General features: G+C 64.5%; 7 protein-coding genes and 1 rRNA gene. 1 reads left to right on the top strand and 7 read right to left on the bottom strand.

All coding sequences use genetic code 11. The features are described from left to right. The 4 genes from AB0N24_RS19715 to AB0N24_RS19700 form a co-directional block, all read right to left on the bottom strand. A 16S ribosomal RNA gene (locus AB0N24_RS19715) occupies positions 1 to 72 on the bottom strand; the annotation flags it as partial. A gap of 461 nt (positions 73 to 533) precedes the next feature. Then, positions 534 to 4,208: a 1,4-alpha-glucan branching enzyme gene (locus AB0N24_RS19710; RefSeq protein ID WP_364127869.1), complete on the bottom strand. Its 3,675-nt coding sequence runs from the start codon at positions 4,206 to 4,208 to the stop codon at positions 534 to 536. A gap of 1 nt (position 4,209) precedes the next feature. Beyond that, positions 4,210 to 6,006, bottom strand: coding sequence for a maltose alpha-D-glucosyltransferase (gene treS, locus AB0N24_RS19705; RefSeq protein ID WP_364127867.1), 1,797 nt, complete (start codon positions 6,004 to 6,006; stop codon positions 4,210 to 4,212). A gap of 5 nt (positions 6,007 to 6,011) precedes the next feature. Then, the gene (locus AB0N24_RS19700) at positions 6,012 to 8,084 is read right to left on the bottom strand and encodes an alpha-1,4-glucan--maltose-1-phosphate maltosyltransferase (RefSeq protein WP_364127864.1); all 2,073 of its coding nucleotides are present in this window, start codon (positions 8,082 to 8,084) and stop codon (positions 6,012 to 6,014) included. Between the two features lie 131 nt (positions 8,085 to 8,215). On the opposite strand from AB0N24_RS19700, the gene glgP reads away from it, so the two are divergent. After that, positions 8,216 to 10,834, top strand: coding sequence for an alpha-glucan family phosphorylase (gene glgP, locus AB0N24_RS19695; RefSeq protein WP_364127861.1), 2,619 nt, complete (start codon positions 8,216 to 8,218; stop codon positions 10,832 to 10,834). A 150-nt stretch (positions 10,835 to 10,984) separates the two neighbouring features. On the opposite strand, the gene AB0N24_RS19690 is transcribed toward glgP, so the two are convergent. The 3 genes from AB0N24_RS19690 to glgX are packed head-to-tail and all read right to left on the bottom strand — an operon-like array spanning position 10,985 to position 13,988. Next, positions 10,985 to 11,341 carry a barstar family protein gene (locus tag AB0N24_RS19690; RefSeq protein WP_364127858.1) on the bottom strand — a complete coding sequence of 119 codons (357 nt, stop codon included), beginning with the start codon at positions 11,339 to 11,341 and terminating at the stop codon, positions 10,985 to 10,987. Between the two features lie 8 nt (positions 11,342 to 11,349). Beyond that, complete coding sequence (locus tag AB0N24_RS19685) at positions 11,350 to 11,853, bottom strand: ribonuclease domain-containing protein (protein ID WP_364127855.1); 504 nt, start codon at positions 11,851 to 11,853, stop codon at positions 11,350 to 11,352. 20 nt (positions 11,854 to 11,873) lie between these two features. After that, the gene (gene glgX, locus AB0N24_RS19680) at positions 11,874 to 13,988 is read right to left on the bottom strand and encodes a glycogen debranching protein GlgX (protein ID WP_364127853.1); all 2,115 of its coding nucleotides are present in this window, start codon (positions 13,986 to 13,988) and stop codon (positions 11,874 to 11,876) included. Between the last annotated feature and the right edge of the window lie 18 nt (positions 13,989 to 14,006).

Raw genomic sequence — 14,006 nt, 5'->3', positions numbered from 1 at the left:
TCATCGTTCGACTTGCATGTGTTAAGCACGCCGCCAGCGTTCATCCTGAGCCAGGATCAAACTCTCCGTTGAAGTAAAACAAAAACAGACACAACATGGCCCCACGGGAAAACGCGGCAACCACACTGCAAAATTTGAAACCAGCTGTAAAAACCAAACCCAATCCACGGGGTGGACAGGCCTGGCCAAAACAACCAATCCATATAAATAAATTGGTATCAACAAACTTGGCACACTATTGAGTTCTCAAACAACAGACACACCCGGCACCACCACAACCAACATTTCGGTCGCGGATCGCTCCGGAGCAACTTTTCAAGCTTACTCGCTTGCTTCACCCGAGTCAAATCGGCCAACCCGACTCACTTTGCCTGCGGCAATCTGTGAAGTCTTTGCTGGCCAACTCCGGGGAGCAGCGCGGAAATAAACTCTACCACCACTTTTGCGAGGACACAAAGCCGCCTCCGGCAGGAGCGCAAAAAGCCCGGGATCACAGGGATCCCGGGCTTTCGAGCGCGCTTTTTATGCCTGGGTCAGCTGGCCGGCTTGAAGAAGGCCGCACCCAGTGGAGGCAACGTAACGCTCAGCGTCGCCGGCTGGCCGTCCTGGCCCTCCGCCGTAGCTGTGATGGCGCCCTTGTTCAGGACACCCGAACCGCCATATGCGGAGTCGTCCGTGTTGAGGACCTCCTGCCACGCACCTGGTACCGGAACACCGAGGGTGTAGCCCTGGTGCGGGCCGCCGGAGAAGTTGATGGCGCACACCAGCGGGTTGCCGTCAGTATCCCAGCGGATGAACGACAGGACATTGCGGTCAGCGTCTCCACCGTTGATCCATTGGAACCCGCCCGGTTCGTTGTCCCGTTCGTACAGCGCGGGAGTCGAGGCGTAGAGCTCATTCAGTTTCTTGGTGAGCAGCTGGACACCCCGGTGCGCCGGAATTTCCGCCAGGTACCAGTCCAGGCCATGCTGTTCGGACCATTCAGCCTCCTGGCCGAATTCAGTGCCCATGAAGATCAGCTGCTTGCCGGGGTGGGCCCACTGGTAGGCCAGGAAAGCGCGGAGGTTGGCCAGCTGCTGCCAACGGTCGCCCGGCATCTTCCGGAGCATGGAGCCCTTGCCGTGCACTACTTCGTCATGGCTGATGGGCAGGAGGAAGTTCTCAGTGAACGCGTAGACCATCGAGAAGGTGACGGTTCCGTGGTGCCACTTGCGGTTTACCGGGTCTTCGGACGCGTACTTGAGTGAGTCGTGCATCCAACCCATGTTCCATTTGAGTCCGAAGCCCAGGCCTCCGACGCTGGTCGGGGCGGTCACTCCGGGGAAAGCAGTGGATTCCTCCGCGATCATCACCGCGCCCGGGTGGGTCTTGTACACAGTGGCGTTGGCTTCCTGCAGGAAGGAGATCGCCTCAAGGTTTTCGCGGCCGCCGTACCTGTTGGGCTGCCACTGGCCTTCCTCACGCGAATAGTCGAGGTAAAGCATCGATGCCACGGCATCCACGCGAAGGCCGTCGATGTGGAACTCGTCCAGCCAGTAGAGCGCGTTGGAGACCAGGAAGTTGCGGACTTCCGTGCGGCCGAAGTCGAAGATCAGCGTGCCCCAGTCCGGGTGCTCGCCCAGGTTCGGGTCAGCGTGCTCGTACAGTGCCTCGCCGTCAAACTGGGCCAGGGCCCACGCATCCTTGGGGAAGTGCGCCGGCACCCAGTCAAGCAGGACACCGATGCCCTCCTGGTGCAACGCGTCCACGAGGAACCTGAATTCGTCCGGGTGGCCGAACCGGGACGTGGGCGCGAAGTAGGACGTCACCTGGTAGCCCCAGGAACCGCCGAAGGGGTGCTCTGCCACCGGCATGAACTCCACGTGGGTGAAGCCAAGCCACTTGACGTACTCCACCAGCTCCTTGGCCAGCTCTCGGTAGCCCAGTCCCAGACGCCAGGATCCGAGGTGGACCTCGTACACGCTCATGGGCGAGTTGTGCGGGTCCCGCTCGGCTCGGGCGGCCATCCACTCATCGTCCTTGAAGGCATACGCCGACTCGACGACCCGCGACGCCGTGAGCGGCGGGACCTCCGTTCCGAATGCCAGCGGATCAGCTTTTTCCACCCAGTGGCCGGCTTTTGTCTTGATTTCAAACTTGTAGCACGCCCCTGCTAAAACACCCGGGATGAAGAGTTCCCAGACGCCGGACGAGCCCAGCGAGCGCATCGAGTTCTCCCGGCCGTCCCAGGCGTTGAAGTCACCCTTGACCCGGACGGCCTGTGCGTTCGGTGCCCATACGGCGAATGAGACTCCGTCCACGTCACCGAGGGAGGACTTGTAGTGCTGGACATGGGAGCCAAGAACTTCCCACAGCTTCTCGTGGCGGCCTTCGCCGATCAGGTGAAGGTCCACCTCCCCCACCGTCGGGAGGTAGTGGTAGGGATCATCCATGGCCTGCGGGGGCAGGCCCTCGTAGGTGACTTCCAGCCGGTAGTCGGGAACGTGGCCCGGCTGGAGGGGGTCCAGCACCACTGCCCAGACACCGTTGGCCTCATGGGTCATGGGCACGGTGCCGGCTGCGGTCACAACCGACACCGCCGAGGCCAAGTGCTTGACGGTACGGATGGTGACGTGGCCGTGGTCGTCAAGGTGCGCTCCCAAGATGGAGTGCGGGGCGTGATATTCGCCCGACGCCACCCGTGAGAGCGTCTCCGCGTCCACCTGAAGCGGCACACCGGGCCGGTCTGTACGTGCTGAGCCTGTCATTTTGTTACCTTCCGCTGCGGCTGCGGCTGATGCGCCGGAGCCTGTACTGCTGAGGAGACGTCGTGAGGCATTTACCGGAATGTCCAGCCATCCGGGCCTGTTCCGCAACTCATAGACAACTTCATACAAAGCCTTGTCCAGCCACAATGCCACAAACAAGGGCGAGCGGCGGTCAATGGTCCCGGGCGTAATTTCGCCGTAACCCGCCAGGAACGCGTCGGCGCAGTCGTCCACCCAGGATTCGGGCACACGGACCCCGGCCTGCTCGCGTTGGGCGGCACCGGCGGCGTAGTCGAAGGACCGCAGCATGCCGACGACGTCGCGTAATGGCACGTCGGGGAAATTGCGTTCCGCGATGGGCCGCAGCGGTTCCCCTTCGAAGTCCAGGATGGCCCATCGTTCAGGCTCCCCCTGGTGCCCGGGTACCTGCAGGATCTGCCCCAGGTGGAGGTCACCGTGGATCCGCTGCAGCGCACCGGCGTTGCTGCCTTCAAGCTGCTTGAGCAGGCCGGACAGGGCGTCGTCGTACGGCCCGACGGCGGGCCCTGCTTCCGTCCAGGACTGCAGGACGCGCTGCGCTACTCCGGGCGCGATGTCCTTACCCGGCGCGGATTCCGCGGCCAAGCCGAGGGCCTCGGCCAGCCGCCGGTGCACTGTAGCGGTGGCAACGCCCAGGGCGTGGGCCTCGGACGTGAAGTCCGTGCCCGAACTTGCGGCATCAACCGCCAGCCGCCACGCGTCCCGCCCGCCGGCCAGGAACTCATGGGCAACGGCGAGTTCGCCTTCAGACGTGCGCGGCTTATCTTCGGGACCGTTCAGCGGGGCTTCCCACTCCCCCGTGACCCAGCCCAGGGTCGCGGGCACTTCCGAGGTCCTGGCCGTCGTCAGGGCTGCGCCGATTTCCACTTCCGGGTTCCGTCCTTCGGACAGCACGCGGAAGAATTTCACAATGGCCGCAGAGCCGCCGTCGTCCACTATCACCGAACTGTTTGACTGCTCACCGGAGAGGACCTTTACGGTGCCGGTGGCCGTAGGCAGCCGGTAGTCGGAGGGCACCAGGTGGCCCACCGCGTTTCCTTCCGGCGAGGTGCCGCCGCCGCGGATGAGCTCCAGCCAGGCCGAGACAAACACAGGGTCATGGACGGCATCGTAGATCCAGTGGCGTCCCTGGGCGGAGTCCCCTCCCTCGCCGACCAACGCAGCTTCCTTGCCCCGCAGGGGCTCGACGCGAAAGCTCAGCGGGACCTGCACGACGTCGGTCCGGCTGCCGCCGTCGGCCGTGGGATACGTGACTGCCGCCAGGAACACCTCAAGGCCCACCTCGCCGCTGCTGTCGTCCAGGCGCACACCGCCGACGGGCGACAACGTGAATTCACCCGTCTTGACGGGGAACCAGCGCTGGCGCGGCAGCCAGGCCCTGAGCAGCTGGGCGAGGGACGGGGTGAGTGTGGATTGGGTCATGTCAGCCTTCGATGGACAGGACCGGGAGGGCCTGGGTGAACGGCGAGGCCGGGTTGGAAGCTGCCGAGCGGATCCGCAGCCAGAAGAAATCGTGGCTGCCGAGCGTCAGCGTGAGCAGGCCGTCGTCGCCGATTGCCGGGAACGGCTGGCCGCCGAAAACATCCCGGAGGCCGCGGCCGGCGAACTGCGGAAGCCGCAACGTGGTGGCCACCGGGTGCTGGGAGAGGTTGAACGCGCACAGGATCGACTCGGCGTCCTCCCCTGCAGCGTTGTCGGCCGGGATCTCCCGCAGGTAGGCAAGGACGACGTCGTGGTCCGCTTCGACGTGTTTGAAGCCCCCCAGCCCGAACGCGGGGTGGTTCCTCCGGACGCTGAGGATCTGCCGGGTCCACCTGAGCAGCGAGCCGGAATGCGCGGCCTCGGCCTCCACATTGGCCATGCTGTAGTTGTAGACCAGCGACTGGATCACCGGCAGGTAGAGCTTGCCCGGGTCGGCATGGGAGAAGCCTGCGTTGCGGTCCGGGTTCCACTGCATCGGCGTGCGGACGGCGTCCCGGTCCTCAAGCCAGATGTTGTCGCCCATACCGATTTCGTCCCCGTAGTACAGGAACGGGCTGCCGGGCAGGGAAAGCAACAGGGCGTTGATGAGCTCTATCTCGGCCCGCGAGTTGTCCAGCAGCGGCGCCAGCCTGCGGCGGATCCCGATGTTGGCCCGCATGCGGGGGTCGGGCGCGTACCAGCCGAGCATGGCCGCGCGTTCATCGGCCGTGACCATTTCCAGGGTGAGCTCATCGTGGTTCCGCAGGAACGTACCCCATTGCGCACCCTCGGGAATGTCCGGGGTGTCCTTCATCGTCTCGATGATGGGCGCCGCCTTCTGGTCCCGCAGGGCGTAGTAGAGCCGCGGCATGATGGGGAAGTGGAAAGCCATGTGGCATTCGGGTTCCTCTTCGGTTCCGAAGTACTCCACTACTTCCACCGGAGGCTGGTTGGCCTCAGCGATGATGACCCTTCCGGGGTAGTTGTCGTCCACCATCTTCCGCAGCTTGCGCAGGAAGTCGTGCGTGGCGGGCAGGTTCTCGCAGTTGGTGCCCTCCTCCTCGAACAGGTAGGGGATGGCGTCCGCGCGGAAGCCGTCAATTCCCTGGTCCAGCCAGAAGCGCACGACGTCGAACAGCGCGTCGATCACCTTCGGGTTCTCGAAGTTCAGGTCCGGCTGGTGGCTGAAGAACCGGTGCCAGAAGAACTGCCGCCGGATGGGGTCGAACGTCCAGTTGGACTCTTCCGTGTCCACGAAGATGATGCGGGCATCCTGGTACTTCTCGTCCGTGTCGCTCCAGACGTAGAAGTCGCCGAACGGCCCGTCCGGGTCCTTGCGGGACTCCTGGAACCAGGGGTGCTGGTCAGAGGTGTGGTTCAGCGGCAGGTCGATGATCACCCGGACGCCACGGGCATGCGCCTCGGCCACCAGCCGCTTGAAGTCGCTGATGGTGCCGAACTCATCGAGCACGGAGTTGTAGTCCGAGATGTCGTAGCCGCCGTCACGGAGCGGGGACTGGAAGAACGGCGGCAGCCAGAGGCAGTCGACACCCAGCCACTGCAGGTAGTCCAGCTTGTCGATGAGGCCATGGAAGTCTCCGGAGCCGTCCCCGTTTCCGTCCGCAAAGCCGCGGACCAGGACTTCGTAGAACACCGCTTTGCGGTACCACAGGGGATCGTGCTGGAGGCCGGGGGCGTTGAGCTCGAATGTGCCTTTGGGGGTGAAGTGCTGGCTCGGGTTCTGTGGACTAAAACTCACGAATGCTACCTCCGGATATTCAGGACGTGTGCAGGTTCCAGGTGCGCGTCCAGGCGCACATAGTTGTATTCGCCCCACTCCCAGCTTTCGCCGGTCAGCAAATCATCCACCCGGAAGCCGCCGTTGTGCGTCAGGTCCTCGGGGTCGAGTTCGAGAGCCGCGAGATCCAGGGAAACAGTGCTCTCCCGGGTGCCGTGCGGATCGACGTTCACCACGATGATCAGCGTGTCCTTGGTGCCATCCGGAAGCGTCTTGTGCTTCGAGTACACGATGGTGGCATCGTCCGTGCTGTGGTGCAGCGTCAGGTTCTGCAGGTCCCCCAGTGCGGGGTGCGCATGGCGGATCTCGTTGAGCCTGGTCAGGTACGGGGCAAGGGTCCGGCCTGATTCCGCCGCCGCGTCCCAGTCCCTGGCCTTGTACTCGAACTTCTCGTTGTCGATGTACTCCTCGGCGCCCGGCCGGGCCACGTGCTCGTAGAGCTCGTATCCCGCGTAGACGCCCCACAGCGGACTTGCCGTCGCCGCGAGTGCGGCACGGATCTTGAAGGCTGCCGGACCGCCGAACTGCAGGTATTCGGTGAGGATGTCCGGGGTGTTCACAAAGAAGTTCGGGCGGAAATACGCCGGCGACTTATGGCTGACCTCGGTGAAGTACTCCTCGAGTTCGGTCTTGGTGTTCCGCCAGGTGAAGTACGTGTAGGACTGCTGGAAGCCTGCCCGTCCGAGCGCGTGCATCATGGCCGGGCGGGTGAAGGCCTCCGCCAGGAACACCACTTCCGGGTGCTTCTTGTTGACCTTGGCGATGAGCCATTCCCAGAACCAGACCGGCTTGGTGTGCGGGTTGTCCACCCGGAAGATCTTGACGCCGTGGCTCACCCAGAGCAGCACAACCCGGAGGATCTCCTTGGACAGCCCCTCGGGATCGTTGTCGAAGTTGAGCGGGAAGATGTCCTGGTACTTCTTCGGCGGGTTTTCGGCATAGGCGATGCTGCCGTCCACCCGGGTGGTGAACCATTCGGGGTTGGACTCCACCCAGGGATGGTCCGGCGCCGCCTGCAGGGCCAGGTCCAGTGCCACTTCGAGGCCGAGTTCCCGGGCACGCGCCACGAACGCGTCAAAGTCCTCGAAGGTGCCGAGGTCCGGGTGGATGGCGTCGTGTCCGCCTTCCTTGGCTCCGATGGCCCACGGCGAACCGGGATCGTGCGGGCCTGCGATCAGCGTGTTGTTCGGGCCCTTGCGGTGCTGGACCCCGATCGGGTGGATGGGCGGCATATAGATGACGTCGAAGCCCATGCCCGCGACGGCGTCGAGCCGCTGGGCGGCGGTCCGGAACGTTCCCGACTGCCATTCGCCTGTTGTGTGGTTGCGGACGGCCCCTTCGGAACGGGGGAAGAACTCGTACCAGGCACCGCGGCCGGCCAGATCGCGTTCCACGAGCAGGGGGAAGCGCTCCGAGACGGTGACGTGTTCACGGATGGGCTGGCGTTCGACGACGTCCGTCACCTCGGCGCCGAACCCGGCAGCGAGCCGCTCCTCCGGGGACAGCGACGCATCAGACAGAACCACGACGGCGGTCCGGAGCGTCCGCCGGTCGGAGGAGGGGCGGGCCGAATCCTCGGATGCTTCGGAGAGCAGCGCAGCGCCCTCGGCCAGCATCAGTTCGACGTCGATGCCCGCTTCAATCTTGACCTCTGCGTTGTGGTGCCAGGTCCCGTACCGGTCATGCCAGGCTTCAATGGCGAATGACCAGTTGCCCGGGCCGGTGGGGGTGATGGTGCCTTCCCACCGGTCGGTGCCCTTCCCGCGGTCGCCGCGGGGCGGCGCCAGCCGGACCCGCTGGCGTTCCTTGCCCTTGGGATCAAACAGCACCGCGCTGACTCCGAGCTGGTCGTGCCCTTCGCGGAATGCCGTCGCGCCAACGACAAGGCCCTCACCGGGCAACGCCTTGGCGGGAAACTTACCTCCGTCCACCACGGGCTGAACGGCCGTGATCGGGAAACGGCCAAAACGCAGGCCCTCCGTGATCAGGGCCTTAGGTTTTTTGCTGGATCCGGCACTGGTTCGCGTATTAGTCGTCACAAACTCGACGTTATCTAGAAATCGCCCGTTTTGCTAAGGGGACTTCCGTTTTTCTTAGAGCAATCCGTCATTTACCTAAAAGAAACCTAAACCTGTTCCGACGGCCCATGTTGTCGGTTAGTGTGACGCAGGTGAAGGCTATCCGCAGATTTACCGTCCGAACCGTCCTACCGGAATCCATCCGGCCGCTGGCCCGGTTGGCCACCAACCTGCGGTGGTCGTGGCACCGGCCCACCCGGGAGCTTTTTGAGGGACTCAACCCCGCCATTTGGGACGACAGCGCCCACGATCCGGTTAGTTTCCTTGGCCTGGTGAGCAGGGAGGAATTGCAGCGCCTCGCAGCGGACCAGGACGTCGTCCGCCGCGTCCAGGCCGCAGCCGAGGACCTGGACCGCTACCTCGAGCAGCCCCGCTGGTACCAGAGCCTGGGTGACGATGCCCCGTCCTGCATCGCCTACTTCTCACCGGAATTCGGAATCACCGAAGTTTTGCCGCAGTATTCCGGCGGCCTGGGAATTCTGGCCGGCGACCACCTTAAGGCAGCATCGGACCTCGGCGTGCCGCTCATCGGCGTCGGCCTGCTGTATCAGGCCGGCTATTTCAAACAGTCCCTGTCCCGGGACGCCTGGCAGCAGGAAACGTACCCGGTCCTGGACCCGGACGGTCTCCCGCTGACGCTCCTCCGCGAGGACTCCCCCGACGGCAACGGCAAACCCATCCAGATTTCGCTGCCGCTCCCCCAGGGGCGCCGGCTGCTGGCGCACATCTGGCGTGCCGACGTCGGGCGTGTCCCGCTGCTGTTGCTGGACTCAAACGTTCCGGGCAACGACGACGCCGCCCGTGGCATCACAGACCGCCTGTACGGCGGCGGCGGTGACCACCGCCTCCAGCAGGAACTGCTGCTCGGGATGGGCGGCGTGAAGGCGCTGCGCGTCTACCAGCGCCTCACGGGCTGCGCGGCGCCGGAGGTCTTCCACACCAACGAGGGCCACGCCGGTTTCCTGGGCATTGAACGCATCCAGGAACTCATGTCCTCTGAGCGTCCGCTGACCTGGGAAGAAGCCCTTGCGGCAGGGCGTGCCTCCACCGTGTTCACGACGCACACCCCGGTGCCGGCGGGCATCGACCGTTTTGAGGTCTCGCAGATCCAGCACTTTTTCGAGGCCGGGCTGGCGCCGGACGTGCCGGTGTCCAGGATCCTGGACCTGGGGCGTGAAGACTTCGCGGACGGCAACCCGTCGGTCTTCAACATGGCCGTGATGGGCCTGCGGCTGGCACAGCGCGCCAACGGCGTGGCCAAGCTCCACGGCGTGGTGTCACGCGGAATGTTCTCGGCCCTGTGGCCGGGCTTCGACCATTCGGAAGTTCCGATCACCTCGGTGACCAACGGCGTCCACGTCCCAACGTGGGTGGACAGCCGTGTCTCCAAGCTGGCGCGGGACCAGTTCGGTGCCGAGGCGGAAGCCCTGGGCCGCTGGGACCTCGCGTACAACGTCAGTGACGAGGACGTCTGGGCACTCCGCCGCGAGATGCGCGTCTCGCTCGTGGAGGACGTCCGCAAGCGCCTTCGTGCAGCGTGGAAGAAACGCGGAGCTGCCGACGCCGAGCTCGGCTGGACTGATTCGGTGCTGGACCCGGATGTCCTCACCATCGGCTTTGCCCGACGGGTACCGACGTACAAGCGGCTTACGCTGATGCTCCGCGAGCCCGCCCGGCTCAAGGCCCTGCTGTTGCACGAGACCCACCCCATCCAGCTGGTCATCGCGGGCAAGTCGCACCCGGCGGATGATGCCGGCAAGAAGATGATCCAGGACCTGGTCCGGTTCACCGACGATCCCGAGGTGCGCCACCGCATCGCGTTCCTGCCCAACTACGACATCGCCATGGCGCGCACGCTTTTCCCCGGCTGCGACGTGTGGCTGAACAATCCGTTGCGGCCGCTGGAGGCGTGCGGAACGTCCGGGATGAAGGCGGCCATCAACGGCTCGCTGAACCTGTCGGTGCTGGACGGCTGGTGGGATGAGATGTACGACGGCGAAAACGGCTGGGCAATTCCCACCGCCAACAACAACGCCTCGCCCGAGGAACGCGACGACATCGAAGCCGCCGCCCTCTACGAGCTGCTGGAAACACAGGTGGCGCCCCGCTTCTACGGGCTCACCGTTTCCGACGCTGCCGGAGCCGCAGGGCCTTCGGAATCCGGAACGCAGAAGGTCCCCACCCACTGGGTGTCCATGATCAAGCACACCATGGCGCACCTTGGCCCGGCCGTCTCCGCTGAGAGGATGCTCCAGGACTACGTGAACATCCTCTACCGTCCCGCCGCGGTTGCGGGGCGCCGGGCGGTCGCGGATTCCTTCTCCCAGGCCATTGCACTGGCAGCGTGGACGTCACGGATCCGCGCCTCGTGGCCCCAGATCCAGGTGGAACACGTCGATTCGGTGGGCGTCTCCGAGGACCCGCAGATCGGGGACACGCTGCAGGTGAACGCCTACATCGCGCTGCACGATCTTGACCCGGACGACGTCGCCGTCGAAGTTGCGTTCGGCCGCGCCGAGGAAAGCGACGAACTGGCCGATGTCACGGTGGCGGACCTGGTGCCCAAGGAAGACCTTGGCAAGGGACGCTTCCTCTTCAGCGGCTCCCTGCTGATCGACCGCTCCGGGTCCTTCGGCTACACCGTGCGGGTGCTGCCCAAGCACTCGGCCCTCGCTTCGCGGGCTGAGCTGGGGCTCATCGTCAACGCCTAGGAGTTCCTGCGGTCCCGACTGGCAACGTTCCCTCACTCAGTGAGGGAACGTTGCGTTTTTAACGGCGAAAGGTGCACGAGCGTCGGTGCTTTCCGTGCGAAAAGTGCGAGAGGGTTGAGATTTTGGCGGCAGGAAGTGAGAGAGCGTCGGCTAGAGGAAGACGGCGACCACGGACAGGCTCCTGCCGGCGTAGCTCTCCGCGTCCTGGAGGATCTCACAGATGACCCCGAACGAGCGGTCCGAGCGGTAGACGGCCGGGACCTGCCAGATGAACGTGAGGGGTGCCTTGCCGTCGTCCGTGACCGTATCCGCGAAGTCGTGCAGGGAGTCATTGAGGGCATCGAGGTTGACGCCGTAGTGCTCCGGGAAATCCAATACTTCCCCAAATGTCCGGAGCACCGCCTTCTTCGTGTCAGCGGCGGGGATCACCAGGACCCGGCGGCCGGCGTCCGATGCCTGCTCGCGCAGCTCATCGATGGTCCAGGTGTCCGCGGAGTAAATCTTCATTTGTGTCCTTATTTGCCTTCGACGATAAACAGAAACGATTCGTAGTGGTCCGGCGTATAGTACTTTTCGCCGGTCTCTCCCGAGACTATCCGGCGGGCGCCCCGGTCCGATTCGCCGGGAGTCCTGACCGTGAATTCCTTGTAGTAGCCGCCGGGTTTCCCGGGCAGCAGGCGCTCGAAGTTGCCGAAGACGGCGCCGTCACGCGAATAGGGGTAGGGCCCGCCGCGGGTGATCAGGGCCAGGGTCTCCCGTGCCTCCGGTGGAAGGCTTGAGGCAGGAACCGCATCCAGGCCCGAGGTGTTCTTCACCTCGGGAACAGCCGGCACCGGGACAGGTTTTGGGGAGCCGGGACTGGCGGTGCCGGACCCGACGGCGGAACTGCCTCCCGCCGTCGGGCTCGCCGAAACGTCGGGTGCGGCCGGGTTCTCCTGCGTATTGGACAGCGCCATGCCCAGGCCGACGACCAGAATCAGGAGCGCGGCCAAGGCCAGGAGCCTCGCGATCCTCCTCATGGATTCCCCACATGCGGATCCTACGTGCGGTAGATGCTGATGGTGTTGGACTGCACAACGTCACGCTCGCCGGCCGTCACCCTCACACCTTGGCGGCGGTCGTGGAGTTCAGACGTGGTCAGCCGGAGTTCGAACAGCCGCTTTCCCGTGCCTTCGTCGTTGCTGACGTCGGGCAGGGTGATTTTCATGTCGTTGGCGCTGCCGTTCACCACCACAAGTCCGTCCACCTGGCCGTCGTCGGAACCGAGCAGGAGCTGGACAACACGGTGCTGGGGGTCATTCCAGCGGTCCATCGACATGGGATTGCCGTGCTCGTCGAACCAGTGCAGATAGGCCTGCTTGTCCCGGGAGGGGTAGTCGTGCGGCTGGCCTGCCAGGAACTCCTTCCGGAGCCGGATGACCCGTTTCGTGCTCCGAAGCATGGCATGGGATTCCGGCGTACTGGTCCAATCCAGCCAGGTGATCTGGTTGTCCTGGCAGTAGGCGTTGTTGTTGCCCTGCTGCGTGCGTCCGATCTCATCACCGGCGGTGATCATGGGGATGCCCATGGACACCATCAGCGTGGCCATCAGGTTGCGGCTGGTCTGCGCCCGGAGTGCCAGAATCTCCTCGTCTTCGGTCCGGCCCTCAAAGCCGTGGTTGTAACTGCGGTTGTCTCCGTGGCCGTCGCGGTTCTGCTCCCCGTTGGCCTCGTTGTGCTTGCGGTCGTAGGACACAAGGTCGGCCAGCGTGAAACCGTCGTGAGCCGTGAAGAAGTTGAGCGAGGCCATCCGGGAACGTCCCGATTCCGCAAAAAGGCCTGCGGAGCCGGAAATGGAGTCTGCGAGGCGGGCCACGGAACCGCCCTGGCCGCCGGCATCGATCGCGGCCCGGTCCGCGACCCAGAAGGAGCGCAAGGCGTCACGATAGTGGTCGTTCCAGTCAACCCAACCGGGCGGGAAGCGTCCGGTCTGCCAGCCGCCGTAGCCCACATCCCACGGTTCGGCAATCAGCTTGACGGAGGAAAGGACCGGATCCGCGGCTATGGCCACGAGGAACGGATGGTGCGGATCGAAGTCGTTCGATGCATTGCGGCAGAGGGTGACCGCAAGGTCGAAGCGGAAGCCGTCGATGTGGAACTCGTCCACCCAGTACCTCAGCGAGTCGAGGACCAGCTGGACCACGCGGGGGTGGCCGAAGTTGAGGCTGTTGCCGCATCCGGTGGTGTCTACGTACCGGCCGTTGCCGTCGTTCCGGTAATACTGCATCTCGCCCAGCCCGCGGAAGCTGAGCGTCTGCCCGTCCCGCCCGCCTTCGGCTGTGTGGTTGTAGACCACATCCAGGATGACTTCCAGGCCCGCGGCGTGCAGCAGCTTGACCATGCCCTTGAACTCGTCCTGTACAGCCTGCGGCCCGGCCGCCTGCGCAGCCCGGGTGGCATACGCCGGATGAGGTGCAAAGAACGCCGCGGTGTTGTAGCCCCAGTAGTTGGTCATGCCCAGGTTCTGAAGGTGCGGTTCGTCCAAGTGGAAATGGACCGGCAGCAGCTGGACCGAGGTGATGCCCAGGCCAGTGAGGTGCTCAATCATTGCCGGGTGCGCCATGCCGGCGTAGGTGCCCCGGAGATTCTCGGGGATGTCCGGGTGCAACATGCTTTGGCCGCGGACGTGTGCCTCGTAAATGATGGTGTTGCGCCACGGGATGTGAGGACTGCGGTCGTCGCCCCAGTCGAATCCGGGCGACATCCGCACGTTGGTGAGGAAGCCTTCGCGCTCATCCACGGCCCGGCCATAAGGGTCCAGCAGCAGCGGCTGCTCGCCGTCGTAGTCAAAGGCCATGGTGGGCACCGATACGGGGAGGGCGTCATCCTCGGAAGAGGAGCGGAACCCGTACCTCGACCCCGTGGGGAAGCCGTCCACGATGCCGTGGTGGACATCATTGGTGACGTTCGGCAGCGTTTTCAGCTGCCATGTTCCGCCGGGCGCGCAGTAGGCGATTTCGAGCGTGCTCACACCGGGCGCGTACACTGCGACGTTAGCGCAGGCACTCTGAGGATCGTCCGTTGCCGGAGAGCCCGTGCGCGGAACGCTGATACCCAGTGGAAACGGCCGGGAGGCGTCCACGGTTGAGGCTGTGTCTAGGAGTGGCATGACCATTGCTTAAATATTAGCTGT

The organism is Arthrobacter sp. NPDC093128, assembly GCF_040683875.1.
Taxonomy (GTDB): domain Bacteria; phylum Actinomycetota; class Actinomycetes; order Actinomycetales; family Micrococcaceae; genus Arthrobacter.
The sequence above is the reverse complement of the archived record's forward strand: the minus strand, read 5'-3'. Positions and strand labels throughout refer to the sequence as shown.